A 17,242-nucleotide genomic window follows, 5' to 3' on the forward strand; every position below is an offset into this window, starting at 1 on the left:
GCGGCAAGGTTTACGCCTTCAACGAAGTCACGCCGGAGATGATCAAGCTCGACGGCGGCGTACTCAAAGACCAGGGGATGTGACGCCATGTCCAACCCGGATTTCTTTCGCGACCTGCAGCCGGAAGTGGCGGCAGAGGTCGAAGCGCTGGCGCGGCTGCAGTATGAGCTGCGCGAAGCCGGCAAGGCGGCACTGGCCGCGGCTGACGCGGCATCGGCCGATGCGCTGATTCACGACATCACGGCAGGCCGGCGGGCGGAGGACGAGGACACCGTCGCCATCCGTGCCTCGGTGCTGCAGGCCGAAAGCGAGCGGGTGCGGGCCGTGCTGGCCGCCCGCCTGCGCGGCACGATGCTGGAAGACGACAGCCCGCATGCCTGCCTGGTCGAACTGGTCGAACAACGGCATGCCGACCGCTATCCGGGCGGCGCACTGCGCCGGCTGGATGCCGTCGAGCTGCTCGATGTGGATGGCGTCGGGATGTGGCTGCGCATGGCGTCACCGGCATGCTGGGAAGCCGCCTGGCTGGCGCCGGACAATCGCGACTGGCGGCTGTCGCGGCTGTCCGCCACCTCGCCGGTGCTGTACCGGGCCCCGGACCGCCTGCCACGCCCGATCGACCTGCCACTGACCGATGTGCCGGTGCTGCTGGGCTGGCTGCTCGACACGCTGGCCACGGGGCCGGATGCCTTCGACAGCCTGCACGACAGCTGAGCGGGCATGAAAAACGGGGCCTCACGGCCCCGTCAGCTTGTCCGGAAATCCCGCCCATGTCGCAAAGGGGCAGGATTCAATCGTGTCAGGCGCTCTTGCCGGCCATGAAGTCGACAGCGGCCTTGACGTCATCGTCGGACAGCGACGGGTTGCCGCCCTTGGCCGGCATCGCGCCCTTGTTGCCGTTGAAGCCTTCCAGCGCGTGCTTGTACAGCGTGTCCTTGCCCTGTGCCAGACGCGGACCCCAGTCGGCCTTGTCGCCCAGTTTCGGCGCGCCGGCCGCACCGGTCTGGTGGCACATGGCGCAGGTTTTCTTGAACACCGCTTCGCCGGCAGCGACTTCGGTGCTGGCGGCCGGGGCGGCGGCCGGGGCTTCGGCGACCGGAGCGGCCGGAGCGGCCGGGGCCTCGGCTGCGGCAGGGGCTTTTTCCTGCTGGCCACCACAGGCGCTCAGCGCGGCGAGCAGGGACAACAGGGCGAGGGAACGAATCGGAGACATCGGCAATCCTGACAAAAGAATAAAAAACGGCATCCCGCACGCAATATGCAGCGATCTCACGCAGATTAAGTATTTATTCAGGATTTTCACTTGATGGCGGTCAATGATCCGGAATGACAGGCAGGTACAAAATGGCTGCGACATTTTGACGCAGTTGTCGCCCTTCTCCACTTGCCCACAGGACCCCCATCATGTCCGACCAAGAACTCCTGCCCCATGACCCGAGTCGCCGTTCCTTCCTGGGAAAATCCGCACTGGCCGGCCTCGCCGGCGCAGGACTGAGCGTAGGCCTCGCCGCCTGCAAGAAGCCGGAAGGCGACAATGCAGCCAAGCCGGCCGCCGCCGGTGCCGCATCGGCCGCCTCGCATGGCAAGTACGACGTCCCGCCCGGCCAGCTCGATGACTACTACATCATCAGCTCCGGCGGTCACTCCGGCGAGTGCCGCATCTACGGTCTGCCGTCGGGACGGGAATTCAAGCGCATTCCGGTATTCAACATCGACTGCATGAGCGGCTGGGGCATCACCAACGAGTCCAAGGCCATTCTCGGCACCCGTCCCGACGGTCAGCTGAAGTTCAAGACCGGCGACACCCACCATATCCACGGGTCGTACAAGGATGGCACCTACGACGGCAAGTTCTTCTGGGTCAACGACAAGCTGAACGCCCGCGTGGCCCGTGTCCGCGGCGACACCTTCGAGTGCGACAAGATTACTGACGTGCCGAACGTGCAGGGCCATCACGGCATTTTCCCGGACAAGCGCGACCCGGTCGATCCGGCCATCAACTACACCACCCGCGTGTTCGCCGGTGCCGAATTCCATATCCCGCTGCCGAACAACGGTGCGGATGTGGATGCGCCGGAAAAGTACGGCTGCCTGTTCTCCTGCCTCGATGCCGAGACCATGGAAGTGCGCTGGCAGGTTCACGTCGACGGCAACATGGACCTGGTCGCGACCAGCTATGACGGCAAGCTGGCCGCATCGAACCAGTACAACACCGAAAACGGCATCCACTATGAAGACATGATGTCGGCCGAGCGCGATGCCTGCGTGTTCTTCAACATTGCCCGCATCGAAGAAGCGGTCAAGGCCGGCAAGTTCACCACCATCGGGACCTCCAAGGTGCCGGTGGTCGATGGCCGCGCCGCCAAGAACGCCGACCCGAAAACCGCGCTGACCTGCTACGTGCCGGTGCCGAAGAACCCGCACGGCGTCAACGCCAGCCCGGACGGCAAGTACTTCGCCTGCTCGGGCAAGCTGTCGCCGACCGCGTCGCTGATCGAACTGGCGCTGGTGCACAAGTGGTTCGACGGTGAACTCAAGACCCAGCGCGACTGCGTGGTCGCCGAGCCGGAAATCGGCCTCGGCCCGCTGCACACCGCCTTTGACGGCCGTGGCAACGCGTACACCACGCTGTTCCTCGACAGCCAGATCGTCAAATGGAACATCGACGCGGCCATCAAGCAGTTCAAGGGCGACAAGACCGCCCAGCCGGTGGTCGACCGCATCGACGTTCATTACCAGCCGGGTCACGGCTGGACCACGATGGGCGAAACCAAGGAAGCCGACGGCAAGTTCTTCAACTCCGGCAACAAGTTCTCCAAGGACCGTTTCCTGCCGGTGGGGCCGCTGCATGCAGAAACCGAGCAGCTGATCGACATCAGCGGCGACAAGATGGTGCTGGTGGCCGACCACCCGGCCTACTCGGAGCCGCATGACGCCATCGGCATCCGCCGTGACGTGATCAAGACCCGCCAGGTCTACAACATGGATGACTTCCCGAATGCGGTGAAGGACCCGAAGAGCCAGCGCATCGAACGCAGCGGCAACAAGGTCACCATCTACCTGGCCAGCCAGGCACCGGCGTACTCGATGCGCGAATTCAAGGTCAAGCAGGGCGACGAAGTCACCATCTTCCTGACCAACCACGACAAGGTCGAGGATCTGACCCACGGTTTCGGCATTCCAATGTACGACATCAACTTCGTCGTCAATCCGCAGGAAACCAAGTCGGTCACCTTCAAGGCCGACAAGCCCGGCGTGTTCTGGTGCTATTGCACCCACTTCTGCCACGCGCTGCACCTGGAGATGCGCAGCCGCATGATCGTCGAACGGCGTTGAGGAGCTCCGTTCACGGCGGGCGTGTCAAGGCGCGCCCGTTTTCCGGCCACAGCACGGCCGCGGGGTGTCCGGTCAGAGGCTCCGCGTACCGGCTTCGATGGTGCCAGTGGCACGGCGAAGCATGGCCGGTTTGACAGGAGGCCCTGAGCAGGGGCCTCCTTTTTTCATCTGCTCATTTCATTCAGAAGGTATCCCGCATGCAGCGCCTCCTGTCCTGCCTGGCCATCGCCCTGACGTTATTGTGCATGCCGGCGCTGGCCGATTCCGCCACGGTCACCGCCCGTGACGGCTGGGCATGGCGCACCCGCGCCGGTCAGTACGGCAGCGCCGGTTTCATCACCCTGAACACGACGGCCACTGCGCAACTGGTCGCCGCCAGCAGCCCGCGCGTCGGCCGGATCGAAATCCATGAAAGCTTTGTCGACGCACAGGGTCGCTTCGGCATGCGCCGGCTGGGAGCCGTCGCCCTGCAGCCGGCCCGCCCGCTGCAGATGCGCCATGACGGCATCCACCTGATGCTGATCGGCCTGCGTACACCGCTGGCGGTCGGCGACCGCTTGCCGCTGTCGCTGACAATCAACAGCGGCGGCCGGACCGAAACCGTGTCGACCACGCTGGAAGTCCGGGCGCCGTAAAGCGCGGGCGCCGTGTGCGGACACCAGCAAACACGGCTCAAAAACAGGATTATTCCTAAATACATTCCAGAATTATGGTGCTGGCATGAGCAGGTCAAGTACGTAGCCTACGTCGTTTCTCCAACCGGCTACGGCATGACTGCGCATGACTTTACCGACCCATTTTCCGCCGCTGTTTCTCGCCCTGCTGACGCCGGGCACGGTCTTGTCCGCACAGGCTGACGGCATCGTCGCCGACCCGGGGGCCGCGAGCACGCAGCAGCCGGTGGTGCAGCGCACCGCCAGCGGCCTGCCGCAGGTCGACATCCAGACCCCCAACGCCGCTGGCGTTTCGCACAACCATTACCGCCAGTTCGACGTCGGCCCGCGCGGCGCCATCCTCAACAACGCCCGCCACGATGTGCAGACCGAGCTTGGTGGCCGGGTGCGCGGCAATCCGGCCCTGGCCAGCGGCAGTGCCCGGCTGATCATCAACGAGGTCAACAGCAGCCAGCCCAGCCTGCTGCGCGGCCTGCTGGAAGTGGCCGGTCCGCGCGCCGACGTCATCGTCGCCAACCCGTCCGGCATCACCTGCGCCGGCTGCGGTTTCATCAATGCCGACCGCAGCACGCTGAGTACCGGCCGGCCGCAGCCCGGCCCGCAGGGCAATCTGGACAGCTTTCGTGTCAGCAATGGCACGGTGCGTATCGAGGGCGCCGGGCTGTATGCCGGCCTGAGCAGCCACACCGCGATCTTTGCCCGCGCGGTCGAAATCAACGCCGGGCTGTGGGCCAGGCACCTGCGGGTGGTAACCGGCGCCAACCGCATCAGCGCCGACGGCGACAGCGTGACCGCAGAGGCCGCCGACGCGGCCACCCGGCCGCAGTTCGCGCTGGATTCGGCCCTGCTCGGCGGCATGTATGCCGGCAAGATCTTCCTGACCGGCACCGAGCACGGCGTTGGCGTCAACCTTGGCGGCAAGGTCACCGCCGGCGACGGCGGACTGGTGCTGCATGCCGACGGCCGGCTGGAAGTCAGCGGCACGGTGCACAGCGAGGGCAGCGCCCGGCTGCACAGCCACGAACGACTCGACAACCGCGGCGGAATCCTCACCGCCCGCGGGAACATCTCGCTGGACGGTGCACGGCTGAACAACGCCGGGGGGCGCATCGAATCGACAGCCGGGGCGCTGGACATGACGGCCCGCGCCGGCGGGATCGGCAACCGGGCGGGCCGGATCAAGGCCGCAGGGCGGATCGTTCTCACCAGCGACGGCATCGACAACCGGGGCGGCACCATTGCCGGACAGCAACTCGTCATCGATGCCCGCCAGGCAACGCTCGACAACCGGAACGGGGGGCTGGACGCCCGGGAGGACCTGAGCCTGAACGGCAGCAGTCACCTGGGCAACCGCCAGGGGCATATCCGTGCAGGCGGCAGGCTGGCCATCGGGACCCCTTCCACCCCGCTGCGGGGCATCGTCAATCACGACGGCGAGCTGCATGCCGGCCGGCAGCTGACCATCCATGCCGACCAGTTCGATGGTGACGGCCGGCTGTACAGTGGCGGTGATTTCCATCTGGCCGTGCATGGCGACCTCAGTCACGGCGGCACGCTGCGGGCAGGGGGGGATGCCACCGCACGGGTCGGCGGCATCCTCCTCAATCTGGGGCGAATGGAAACGGGCCGCCGGCTGACGCTGTCCAGCGCCCACCTTGCCAATGCCGGCCTGCTCGGCGGCGACGTCATCCGGTTATCCTCGACCGGCAGGGTGGAGAACCTGGGGCTGATCGACGGCCGCCGCGTCCATATCGGGGCCAGCCGGCTGAGCAACGATGCCGGGAACAGCCATGCCGCCATGATCACCGCCCGCGACCGCCTGGATATCGGCGTGCAGTCGCTGGACAACCATCCGCATGCCCGGATCTTCAGCGCCGGTGACCTGCTGATCGGGGGCGGGCTGGATGACAATGACCATGCCAGCGGCCGGGCCGGAAGCGTCGTCAACCGGGGCGCCACCTTCGAGGCGCTCGGCAGGCTGATCCTGCGGGCAACCCGCCTGCACAATCTCCGCAACCGGGAATCCGGCACATCGATACCGGCCCGCATCCTGTCCGGCGGGCCGATGCTGCTGGACACCGGGCGGCTGACCAACGACGACAGCCTGATTCTCGCCAATCTGGCCGACAGGCCGGTCATCGTTCCGGCCCGCCCGCCGGCGCCGGAACCGACCGCCCCCGCGCCGGAGACAACCGCCCCTGCGCCGGAGACAACCGCCCCTGCGCCGGAGACGGCCTGGGTGCCAGCCCCCCCCGCGCCGGAAACGGCCGGGGGGCCGGCTCCCCCTTTCCCGCCATGGCTGCACGACCGCTTCCGTGCGCAGCAAGAAGAGCGCGAGCGGCGTGCACAACTGACCGGCCGACGTTTCGACACCAGTCACCATGCCGATGAGGCCCGCTACCACGCCCGGCTGGCGCAAACACTTCTGCCCGCGCACGACTGGCAGCTGATTCCCGGTGTGGTACTGTCGGCCATGCAGATGGCACGGCTGACCGGACGCGTGCACCCCGGACTTTTCAGTCTGGGGGCCGACGGGCGGATCGACCTCGGCACCCTGCCCGGCCGCGGTCGGGATGCCGGTGCGAGCCGGCGTGACCGGCAAGAGGACGGCGCGCCCGTTTTCCGCTGAAAGCGCTTGTGCCGCAGCGATTTCCCCCCATCCAAAAAGCGGTTCTACAGCGCTATAATCCTTGGCAATGTCTACAGATCAAAAAGGGGAGAACACTATGTCGATGGCTGACCGCGACGGATTCATCTGGTTCGACGGCAAGCTCGTGCCATGGCGCGAAGCCACCACTCATGTGCTGACGCACACGCTGCACTATGGTCTTGGCGTGTTTGAAGGCGTCCGCGCCTACGAAACCGCCGAAGGCCCGGCCATTTTCCGCCTGCAGGACCATACCGACCGCCTGTTCCGCTCGGCGCACATCCTCGGCATCGACATGCCGTTCGACAAGGCGGCACTGAACGCCGCCCACCTCGATGTGGTCAGGGCCAACAAGCTGAAGTCGTGTTACTTCCGCCCGATGGCGTTCTACGGTTCGGGCAAGCTCGGCGTCGCACCGCCGAAGGGCGACGTGCACGTGATCGTGGCTGCCTGGGAATGGGGCGCCTACCTCGGCGAGGAAGGCATGAACCGCGGCATCCGCGTCAAGACCAGCTCGTTCGCCCGCCACCACGTGAACATCACCATGTGCAAGGCCAAGGCCAACGGCAACTACATGAACTCGATCCTGGCCAACAACGAGGCCATCAGCAACGGCTATGACGAAGCGCTGCTGCTGGACGTTGACGGCTATGTGGCCGAAGGCTCCGGCGAGAACGTGTTCATCGTCCGCAAGGGCAAGCTGTACACGCCGGACCTGACCAGCGCGCTGGAGGGCATCACCCGCGATACCGTGGTGACCATCGCCGGGGAAATGGGCCTGCAACTGGTCGAAAAGCGCATCACCCGCGACGAAGTCTACAGTGCCGACGAAGCGTTCTTCACCGGTACCGCCGCCGAAATCACGCCGATCCGCGAACTCGACGGCCGCCAGATCGGCGCCGGCAGCCGTGGCCCGGTCACGACCGAGATCCAGTCCCGCTACTTCGCCTGCGTGAAGGGTCAGGACGCCAGTCACCGCGAGTGGCTGACCCTGGTCAAGTAAACGTTATCCGGACGCGGAAACGCCGCCCGCGCGTTCCCGCTCCCGCCCACCCCTGTACGGAACCGAATCTGCAAATGGCTGAATTGAAAGAAAACCGCGCCAACTTCATCGAGATCACCGCGCATGACCTGCCGCTGCACTGTCCGATGCCGGGCATGGTCAAATGGAACGCCCACCCGCGCGTATTCCTGCCGATCCAGCAGCAGGGCGGCGTCTCCAGATGCCCGTACTGCGGCACCGAGTACAAACTGACCGGCCCGCTGCCGAGCGGCCACTGACGCGCGGCCCGCGCCGCGCGGGGGCAACGCGAACTGCGTTGGCCCGGGGCAATGCCTCTATAATCCGGCTTTCGCCCATGCCGGCCGCCAGGCCGGACGGGGCGATCCGAAAACGGCGACGGCATCGGCAGTCCGCGATGCCGTTACCCCCGGCCTTCGCCCCGCGAAGGCGCTCCGCTTCACCCGTGGTAGCGGGCGTGACTGCACGCCACCCCACGGGGGATCGCGTCTTTTGCCATTTATGAAGATCCTTGTCTGTTCCCCCGCCTGGGTCGGCGATGCCGTCATGGCACAGCCGCTGTACCGCCGCCTGCATGAGCGTCATCCCGGGCTTGAGCTGCACGTCCTCGCCCCGGCCTGGACGCTGCCGGTGCTGGCGCGCATGCCGGAAGTCGCCCGGTCGCACCTGAATCCGTTCGGCCATGGCACGCTGAAGCTGATCGACCGTCTTCGACTGGGCCGCAAACTGGCCCGCGAACACTTCGATCAGGTCATCGTGCTGCAGAATTCACTGAAATCGGCACTGGTTCCGTTCGCCACCGCCGCAAAACGGCGTACCGGTTATATCGGCGAAATGCGCTATGGCCTGCTGAACGACCTGCGCGAGCTGGACGAAAAAGCCCTGCCGGACATGGTCGGCCGCTTTGTCGCCCTCGGCGAAGATCGCGGCCAGCTGCCGCAACGACCGATTCCGCACCCGCGCCTGCGCACCGACCCCGCGTCGCAGACCGCCACCGTGGCCCGGCTCGGTCTCGATGCCGGCACCCCGGTGGTCGCCTTCTGTCCCGGCGCCGAATACGGCCCGGCCAAACGCTGGCCGGCCCGCCATTTCGCCACCCTGGCGCAGCAGTGCCGCGATGCCGGCATGCAGGTCTGGATTTTCGGCTCGGGCAAGGACCGGGACATCGCCGACGAAATCGTGCGTCTGGCCGGCGAGGACAGTGTGGTCAACCTGTGCGGCGTAACCCAGCTCGACGAGGCCATCGACCTGCTGTCACTGGCGCAGGTCGCCATCTGCAACGACTCCGGCCTGATGCATATCGCCGCGGCCCTGGACCTGCCGCTGGTCGCCATCTATGGCAGCTCCAGCCCCGATTTCACCCCGCCGCTGTCCGAACATGCCGAGATCGTGACCCTCAGCCTCGATTGCAGCCCGTGCTTCGAGCGCGTCTGTCCGCTCGGCCATATGGACTGCCTCAACAAGCTGGGGGCCGATATGGTATGGTCCGCACTCGATCAAGCCATTGCCAGAAAAACGAATGATTTTGCCCGTCCAGGACGATAACAGCCGTAAATCCGAACTGGTGCGCGTCGCCGCCGGTCTGTTCCGCGACCGCGGCTTCGAACGCACCACAGTCCGTGATATCGGCAATGCCGTCGGGCTCCAGTCGGGCAGTCTGTTCTATCATTTCCGCACCAAGGAAGAGATCCTGGTCGCGGTGATGGCGCTCGGCATCACCAGCACCACCGAGCAGCTGCGCGCCGCACTGGCGGCGGCCACGTCGCCGCGCGAAAAAGTGGCAGCCCTGGTCAACGTCCACCTGCACTCGCTGCTCGGTGAAAACCAGGCCGCACTGGAAGTGATGCTGTACGAGTGGCGCAGCGTGTCGCCGGAACAGAAACCGGGCCTGATCGTGCTGCGCGACCGCTACGAGGACCTGTGGCAGTCGGCGCTGGAAGAAGCCGTCGCCGCCGGCCTGATCCGCGCCGAAGACCCGCGCCTGCTGCGCCGCATGGTGCTGGGCTCGCTGCAGTGGAGCGTGCAGTGGTACAAGCGCGACGGCGACCTCAGCGTCGAGCAGCTGGCACAGCAGATGCTCGACATCCTGTTGCCGCCGCCGGACGGCCAGTAACCGGCTAGCGCGGTTTGCGGTCCCGCGTCTCATAGCCGCGTGCCTCGACCGCGCGGCGCAGCTCGCCGACACCGATATCGACCAGCGCCGGCGCACCGGTCAGGCCGAACTCGATATGCGGCGGCAGGTCGGCGGTGCCGAAGCTTGGCAGGCACGACAGGCGCAGCGCCGGGTAGCGGGCGACCATCTCCTCCATCAGCCCGATCAGGTCGCCTTCGCGCGCCTGCAGGGCGACAAAACCGTGCTCGACATCCGGTTCGTCGTTGAACAGCCCCCGGTAATGGGTATCGAGCACCCACTCGATCATCGGCCATGCCATGCTCGGAAACCCCGGCACGAAGTGATGATTGCCGACGCTGAAGCCCGGAATCTGGTTGACCGGGTTCGGAATCAGCCGGCTGCCGGTCGGAAAATCGACCATGTGAATCCGGTGCGGATAGGCCTCCTCGCCAAAACGCGCCTCAAGAATCGCACGGCCGTCGGCATGCGTTTCCAGCTCCACGCCGGCCGCCGCCGCTGCGCAGGCCCGGGTGTAATCGTCCGGCGTGGCGCCGATGCCGCCAAAGCTGAACACCAGATCGTCCCCTGCCAGCGTGCGCTTGAGCGTCGCGGTAATGGCCTCCGGGGAGTCCGCCAGATACTCGGCCCAGTGGAGCCGCATGCCGCGTGCGGCCAGAATGCGGATCAGCGCCTGCAGATGCTTGTCCTGCCGCTTGCCGGACAACAGTTCGTCGCCGATGATGATTGCGCCTACCTTCATGAGGTCGACTCCGTGGCCGTGAATGGAGCGGGCAATCTATCTCTCCCGGTCTTTCCTGACAATGACCTGTCCCGATTCCCTCACCGTCGCGTAAAATCCCTGCATGCTCAATGAACGCGCGCAACGCCTGCTCAAATCGCTTGTCGAACGCTATATCGCTGACGGCCAGCCGGTCGGTTCGCGGACGCTGACCCAGATTTCCGGTCTCGACATCAGCCCGGCGACCATCCGCAACATCATGGCCGACCTGGAGTCGATGGGACTGATCGTCAGCCCGCACACCTCCGCCGGACGGGTACCGACCGCCAGGGGTTATCGCGTGTTCGTCGACAACCTGCTGACCATCCAGCCGATCGACCATATCGCCCGCCAGCAGATGGAACACGAGCTGCACCCCGACAGCCCGGCGCGGCTGGTCGCCGCCGCCTCGCAACTGCTGTCCGACCTGACCCATTTCGCCAGCGTGGTGGTCACGCCGCAGCGTGCCGACATGGCCTTCCGCCAGATCGAATTCCTGCGTCTGTCCGACCGCCGCGTGCTGCTGATCATCGTCACCCAGCTTGGCGATGTGCAGAACCATTTGCTGTTCACCGAACGCGACTACACCGCATCCGAACTGACCGAGGCGGCCAATTTCCTCAATCGCCACTACGCCGGCCAGTCGCTCGCCACCATCACTGTCGAACTGGAAAGCGAACTGGCCCGGCTGCAGGGGCATATCGCCCGGCTGATGAGTGCGGCCATCGATGCCGGCAAGAACTCGCTGAACAGCCAGGCCGACACGGTCGTGGTCAGTGGCGAACGCAATCTGCTGACCATCGACGAACTGACCAGCGACCTCGGTTCGCTGCGTCAGCTGTTCGACATGTTCGAGCACAAGACCGAACTGCTGCGTCTGCTGAGCCAGAGCCGCGGCGCCCAGGGCGTGCAGCTGTTCATCGGCGACGAATCCGGCGTCCACACGCTGGACGGCTGTTCGGTGGTCACCGCACCGTATTCGATCAATGGCCAGCTGGTCGGCACGCTGGGCGTGATCGGCCCGACACGCATGGCCTACGAACGGGTGATCCCGATCGTCGACATCACCGCCCGGCTGGTGTCCGGCGCGCTGTCCCACTCCTGAATTCCCTTTGACCGGCGCCGATGGCGCCATTCCGACAGGATGCTGTAATGAAACGTCTGCTGCTCCCCGCCCTCTTCGCGCTCGCCGCCCCCGCCTTCGCCGACGAGGCGCTGCTCGCCCGTCCCGAGGCCCAGGCCTTCGTGGAGCGCACGGCCAGAGAGCAGGGACTCGACCGCGCGGCAGTGGCCGACGCACTGCGCCAGGCCGTGATCAAGCCGAACATCGTCGGCATTCTCGACCGCCCGAGCACCGCCCGGCCGTGGTACCAGTTTCGCCCGGCCCACGTGAACACCCGGCTCGCCAGCGAAGGCGCCGCTTTCTGGCAACAGAACGCGAGCTGGCTGGAACTGGCGGAGAACCGCTACCAGGTCGACCCGGCGGTCATTGTCGCCATCATCGGCATCGAGACCGGCTATGGCCGCAACATGGGCAGCTTCCGCGTGCTCGACGCGCTGGCCACCATCGGCTTCAACTACCCGCGCCGCGCCGACTACTTCCAGGGCGAGCTATCCGCCTTCCTGCGCCTGGCACGCGACGAGAACGGTGACCCGACATCGTTCAAGGGGTCGTACGCCGGCGCGATGGGCATGCCGCAGTTCATGCCGTCCAGCTTCCGCAAATGGGCGGTGGACCTGAACGGCGATGGCAAACGCGATATCTGGAGCACACCGGCCGATGCCATCGGCTCGGTCGCCAACTACCTGCAGCAGCATGGCTGGCAGCATGGTGCCGACATCCTGCTGCCGGCAGCGCTGCCGGCCGGCCTTGCCGATACACTGGCGGCCGACAAGTTCAACCTGCACTACAGCGTTGGCGAACTGAAGAAAATGGGGGTGCAGATCGACGCCGACATCGCCGACCCGGTGCTCGGCGTGGTGTTCCCGCTGGAAGTTTCCGCCGGCAACACCCAGTATTGGCTCGGTTTGCAGAATTTCTACACCATCACCCGCTACAACAAGAGCACGCTGTATGCGACAGCCGTCGCCCAGCTGTCGCAGGACATCGCCCAGCGGCGCGGCGCGCAACTCGCCGTGCAATAAACTGCGAACAATGGCGGCAGACGGCCCGGCTTCCTGCCGCCATTGTAGCGAACGGTATTTACCGACCCGTTTTATTTACCGGACAACAAGTATCTGCTTTATCTGCCCGGGCAATTCCAATTACAGATTCAGAATTAACCTGTCCAGAAGCAGTACTCCCTCATTTCATTCCGTTAGCCGCTGACTCTAAATATCACCCTTGCCGTTTTTGTTTCTTCATTCAGACGCAAGAGGCTGATATATGCACTGCCCGTTTCTTTCCGTATCAGGTCGCCAGTGCCGGAGGCTGGTCCGGCGCTGCCGATACCTGTATGCCAGTGGCCTTCATATCGGCAGCACCGTGGGCATTGCCGTCATGATGGGCTGCGCTCCCCTGAGCAAAGCGGCAGACGTGATCGGCGACCCCGTCAGGGCACGCGGGCAGGACGCCACGCCACAAACCGACAGCCCCCCGTGCGACGCGACCGAGCCCGGATACACAGGCCCGTGCCCCGCCCCGTCACCGGGTGCCCGCCCACCGGTCAGCTATGGCAGCATGGCCGCCGTAGCGGGACTGGCTGCAGCGGGTATCGCCATCACGGCGCGTGGAGACCGCGGCACCACGCCGCATGTCGACACCATGCCTCTCCCGGACACGGCCAACCCGGCGGCCCCCGCAGACAGCACCCACAAGGTGTCGAGCCGCCCTCGTACCCCTCCTCCCGCGGGTGGGCCTGATCCACAGCGCCCCTCCAAACCTGGCGACAAACCTGACGACAGGCCCGGTGACAGGCCCGGTGACAGGCCCGGAAGCCAGCCGGAAGTCATTGCCGACGACCGCAGCATTTCCAGCGAACAGGATGCCATCACCGCCTTCGATGGCACGACCGTCGTGCTGAAAGGTACCATCCGCGTCCACGGTACCTTCCCCCATACCCCGACTGTCGTCCGGGTCGATCGCGGCGGCACGCTGAACGTGGACGAAGCAGCCAGTCTGGACACGGCCGGGCTTGACGTGGCCAGCCCGGTCTCGCGTCCTTCCCGGCACGCACTGATGCAGGCGGCCGGCCAGGGCTCGATGCTGCGCAACAACGCTACGCTGACCCTGCCGGGAGGGGCCGGACTGGCTGCCGTAAGGCAGGCCCGGGTCGAGAACCATGGCCTGCTGTCGTCCCGGTTGTCCTCGCCGCCCCGGCCCGGCACCGATGGCCGGCAAAGACCGCCGCAGGGGGCCTATGCCCTTGCCGCCATCGGCAACGGTTCCGGAGCCAGCAACAGCAAGGCATTGTTCGTCTCACTGTCCACGGAGGTCTCCGCGCACCAGTACGACCACCTGGCCACCCACCACGTCCCGTCCCAGTTCAGTGGCAGGCGTCCCGGGATCACCGCCATGGTTGCCCTCAATGGCGGCAGGGCGGACAACGAGGCAGGTGCCACCATCCAGGCCGAAGGCATCGGTGCCGGCGGGATGAGCGCCAGTAACGGCAACCACGCGTCCCGGCCACACTCCATCGCGCGGAATCTGGGCAGCATTACCGTCAACCCGGCCATCGGCGGCCATCTTTCCGTTCATTACCTTCCCATCACGGGTGACGCTGGCGACAAAATCCCCCTCGCCCCGTACGAATACGCAGCGGGCATGTCGGTCGGGTCGCGCGAAGGCAACCAGAACACGCGGTTCGCCATCAATGCCGTCGCCATCAACAAGGGCACCATTACCGTCCACAATGCCGGTGTCGGCATGGTGGCCAGCGGCGAAGGCGGGCTGGCCATCAACCAGGGCACGATACGGCTGGTCAGCGACCCCGGCGTCGAGACACCGGCAGGCAGCCTGTTCGGCATGCAGGCACTGAATCACGCCACCATCCTGAACGACCACGACGGCACGATCGAAATCAGCACGCCAGCCGGCAAGGCATTCCGGCGCCTGGACGGCGGAATGCTGCTGAATCGCGGCAAGGTGCTGCTGCTCGATTCGCCGGTTGCACCCGGCGAGCCGGCATGGGGCTCGGTCGCCGACGCCGGACTCACCGATCTGGCTGGCGAGGGGGATCTGCTGAGCCCGGAAGATGGCCACACCCGGCTGGAGCGGCCGCGGTTCTCCCCCGGCATCAAGCCGGAAACCGCCCCCTCCACGCTCCGCAATCCGGGCAATCTGTCACTCAACGGGCACCGTCTGACCCTGGCTGGCAAGGACACCCTGAGCAATACCGGCACCATCGGCGATGGCACGATCACGACGCTGCACGGCAGCGCGCTGCATAACCGGAACCTGTTCGACCGGGTCGTGCTGCGTGCTTACGGCCCGGTATACAACGAGCCGGACGGTCACGTCATTCTCGGCAGCACGAGCCCCAGCCTGGCTTTTTCGCTGCACAACGCCGGCAGGATGTATCCCGGTCAGCTGGAGCTGCACGGAGAGTTCACCAATGTCCGGGGGAGCTCGATCCACCTGACGCCGGGAGCCGGACTGTTCCTGCATGCCGGCGTGTTCAGCAATGCCGGTGACATCCGCACGGCACTCAGGCCCGACCAGTCTGCCACCGCGGATCAGGCCCTGCTGACCCTTCCGCGCAGCGCGCTGGACCGCGAGATCATCAACACCGGCACGATAACGATGGCAAATGATGTGGCAGTCCTCAGGACGACTGCCGCCTCGCGCGCCGCGACCCGCACGCCATTCATCAACCGCGGCACCATCCGCTTCGACAGCGGGCATCGCACGACAACCGCCCTGGAGGCCGGCCACAACGGGCTCGACATCCTGAACGATACCGGGGCCACGCTCGAGATCGACGGCGACAAGGCCGTGGGGATGTACAGCGATGCCGACGCGCAGCTGGTCAATCGCGGCACCATCACCGTCGGCAAGCCGGGCAGTCCCCATACCGGTCTGGTGGCAATGGCACTGGGGCCACACGCCACCGGCACCCTGGTCAACGACAGTACCGGCCTCATCATCATCAATGCCGGGCAATCCCACGCTTTCCATATTGCCGGACCGGACGGCGCGCTGGTCAATCGCGGCAAGATCCTGCTGCAGTGCGGCAAGGAAGACGGGTGCGACACCTTCAGGGACGCGTCAACCCGGGCACGGGACATGACCGGCACCGAAACGGACCGGGCCCTGATCTTCCCGCCCCGGTTCCTGGCCACCAGCGGCGGCGCCGGCGCGGCCGGCATCCGGTCGACCTCACTGGACCACTACCAGATCGGTACCAGCGCCAGCAGCGCCGGCACGCTGTCCGGCGATTATCTGGCGCTTGGCCACGACGTCCGCATCGATACCGGTTTTACAGCCGGCACATCGGCCAGGCAGCAGGACTATCCCAAGCTCGTCACCGGCAAGGGGCTGAGCGGCGCCGGCAATATCCGTTCGACCACCGTGGTCTGGGAAGCGCGGGGCTACCATGACAACGACGGCGATATCGGCGTCACCCTGGTCAAGAACGACTACCGCGACCTGATTGCCGACGCGTCGCTGGCACCGGTCGCCAGCGCCCTGGAGCGCAGCTACGGGCGCGGCAGACTGTTCTCCAGCCTGGAACTGCCGGGGCGTGAAGATTTTGCCCGCGCGCTGCGCCAGCTGTCCGGCGCCGGCTTTGACCGGTCACTGCGGGCCGTGCCCACGCTGGAACACCGTTTCGACCGGATGGCCGACAGCGTGGCCGAGGATGCCACCGGCTTCGGCTTCAGGCTGCTCGGGCGCGGCGAACGCGGCAGCCGGCTGGGTGCGTCAGCCTACGACATGGTCGCGCTGCAGCAGCGCTTTGCACCCGGCACGGCGCAACTGGCGGTGCGCTACGGTTTTGCCCGCGTGTCGCCGGGCAGCAGCAAGGACCGCGAGCAGGGACTGGACGGCAGCAGCCAGTACCTTGGCGCCCGCTATGCGCGGCCGCTGACGACCGGGCTGGCCGTGGAGGGCCACCTCGACTACTTCCTGCACCAGTACCGCACCCGGCGCACGCTCGACTATGGCACGGGGAGCAAGGCGGTCAATTACCGGGCGCGGGCCGATCACCGGCGCGACCAGCTGGGGGCCCGGCTGAACCTGGCGCTGGCACAGCCGGTCGGCGGTGCGGTGCTGACCCCGCTGCTTGGCGTCAGGCTGCGCTACCAGCGAGACGGCGCACTGCGGGAACGCGACGCCGGGGCCTTCGGGCTGCGGGTGACGTCGCGGCACGATGTGGCGCTGGAGGCGCTGCTGGGATTGCGTTTCAGCCATGACGGGCGGGATTCGCGGTCGCGAGGCTGGCAGCTGGATGCACAGTTCCATGGCCGGCCGGCCATGCTGCGTCAGGCCGGCCGGCGGGAGGCGAGCCTGGCCGGTGCGCCGGATGCCCGCTTTGCCCTGGCGGCGGCGGATGGCCGGCGCCGCTTCGGCTACGACGGTCGGCTGGGCCTCAGCCACCAGGGACGCCACGGGCGCTTCAGCCTGGAGGGCTACCTGAGCCGCGACGACGGCAGTCAGGACCGCGGCGTGATGGCGAACTGGCGGCTGCTGTACTGAGCCGCAGGAGAAATGGCAGGGGCGGATGACAGACAGGCG

Annotated in this window: 13 protein-coding genes; 11 read left to right on the forward strand and 2 right to left on the reverse strand. The window is 66.3% G+C overall.

The features are described from left to right. The first annotated feature begins 87 nt into the window (after window positions 1-87). Window positions 88-714 (forward strand): hypothetical protein, encoded by a 627-nt coding sequence (locus ACYVG8_RS05820; RefSeq protein WP_460745156.1) that lies wholly within the window; start codon window positions 88-90, stop codon window positions 712-714. Window positions 715-799: 85 nt separating this feature from the next. Here the strand turns inward: ACYVG8_RS05820 and ACYVG8_RS05825 are convergent, their stop codons facing one another. Continuing rightward, window positions 800-1,213, reverse strand: a complete 414-nt coding sequence (locus ACYVG8_RS05825; protein ID WP_460745157.1) for a c-type cytochrome — start codon at window positions 1,211-1,213, stop codon at window positions 800-802. Between the two features lie 191 nt (window positions 1,214-1,404). Here ACYVG8_RS05825 and nosZ point away from each other — a divergent pair, with 191 nt between their 5' ends. The 7 genes from nosZ to ACYVG8_RS05860 all read left to right on the forward strand — a co-directional run bounded on the left by nosZ (window position 1,405) and on the right by ACYVG8_RS05860 (window position 9,791). Continuing rightward, window positions 1,405-3,336, forward strand: a complete 1,932-nt coding sequence (gene nosZ / locus ACYVG8_RS05830; RefSeq protein ID WP_460745158.1) for a TAT-dependent nitrous-oxide reductase — start codon at window positions 1,405-1,407, stop codon at window positions 3,334-3,336. Between the two features lie 197 nt (window positions 3,337-3,533). After that, on the forward strand, window positions 3,534-3,971 hold the full coding sequence (locus tag ACYVG8_RS05835) for a copper chaperone PCu(A)C (protein ID WP_112692856.1): 438 nt from the start codon (window positions 3,534-3,536) through the stop codon (window positions 3,969-3,971). A gap of 145 nt (window positions 3,972-4,116) precedes the next feature. Beyond that, window positions 4,117-6,639 (forward strand): filamentous hemagglutinin N-terminal domain-containing protein, encoded by a 2,523-nt coding sequence (locus ACYVG8_RS05840; RefSeq protein WP_460745159.1) that lies wholly within the window; start codon window positions 4,117-4,119, stop codon window positions 6,637-6,639. 97 nt (window positions 6,640-6,736) lie between these two features. Then, window positions 6,737-7,660: a branched-chain amino acid transaminase gene (locus tag ACYVG8_RS05845; RefSeq protein ID WP_028500336.1), complete on the forward strand. Its 924-nt coding sequence runs from the start codon at window positions 6,737-6,739 to the stop codon at window positions 7,658-7,660. Window positions 7,661-7,734: 74 nt separating this feature from the next. Beyond that, entirely contained in the window at window positions 7,735-7,938 is a 204-nt protein-coding gene (locus ACYVG8_RS05850) for a zinc-finger domain-containing protein (RefSeq protein ID WP_028500337.1), read from the forward strand. Between the two features lie 241 nt (window positions 7,939-8,179). Continuing rightward, a complete protein-coding gene (gene waaF, locus ACYVG8_RS05855; protein WP_107889652.1) occupies window positions 8,180-9,223 on the forward strand; it encodes a lipopolysaccharide heptosyltransferase II in 1,044 nt (347 codons plus the stop codon). Then, window positions 9,198-9,791 carry a TetR/AcrR family transcriptional regulator gene (locus ACYVG8_RS05860; protein WP_036386839.1) on the forward strand — a complete coding sequence of 198 codons (594 nt, stop codon included), beginning with the start codon at window positions 9,198-9,200 and terminating at the stop codon, window positions 9,789-9,791. The genes waaF and ACYVG8_RS05860 overlap by 26 nt, the downstream gene beginning before the upstream one ends. A gap of 4 nt (window positions 9,792-9,795) precedes the next feature. Here the strand turns inward: ACYVG8_RS05860 and ACYVG8_RS05865 are convergent, their stop codons facing one another. Next, on the reverse strand, window positions 9,796-10,551 hold the full coding sequence (locus tag ACYVG8_RS05865; RefSeq protein WP_028500339.1) for a competence/damage-inducible protein A: 756 nt from the start codon (window positions 10,549-10,551) through the stop codon (window positions 9,796-9,798). A gap of 103 nt (window positions 10,552-10,654) precedes the next feature. Between ACYVG8_RS05865 and hrcA the strand changes: the two genes are divergently transcribed. The 3 genes from hrcA to ACYVG8_RS05880 all read left to right on the forward strand — a co-directional run bounded on the left by hrcA (window position 10,655) and on the right by ACYVG8_RS05880 (window position 17,203). Next, window positions 10,655-11,674 carry a heat-inducible transcriptional repressor HrcA gene (hrcA, locus tag ACYVG8_RS05870; RefSeq protein ID WP_028500340.1) on the forward strand — a complete coding sequence of 340 codons (1,020 nt, stop codon included), beginning with the start codon at window positions 10,655-10,657 and terminating at the stop codon, window positions 11,672-11,674. 47 nt (window positions 11,675-11,721) lie between these two features. Then, window positions 11,722-12,714: a lytic murein transglycosylase B gene (mltB, locus tag ACYVG8_RS05875; protein ID WP_028500341.1), complete on the forward strand. Its 993-nt coding sequence runs from the start codon at window positions 11,722-11,724 to the stop codon at window positions 12,712-12,714. A 535-nt stretch (window positions 12,715-13,249) separates the two neighbouring features. After that, on the forward strand, window positions 13,250-17,203 hold the full coding sequence (locus tag ACYVG8_RS05880) for an autotransporter outer membrane beta-barrel domain-containing protein (RefSeq protein WP_460745160.1): 3,954 nt from the start codon (window positions 13,250-13,252) through the stop codon (window positions 17,201-17,203). Window positions 17,204-17,242 lie beyond the last annotated feature (39 nt).

The sequence above is a fragment of the Microvirgula curvata genome (assembly GCF_054781615.1).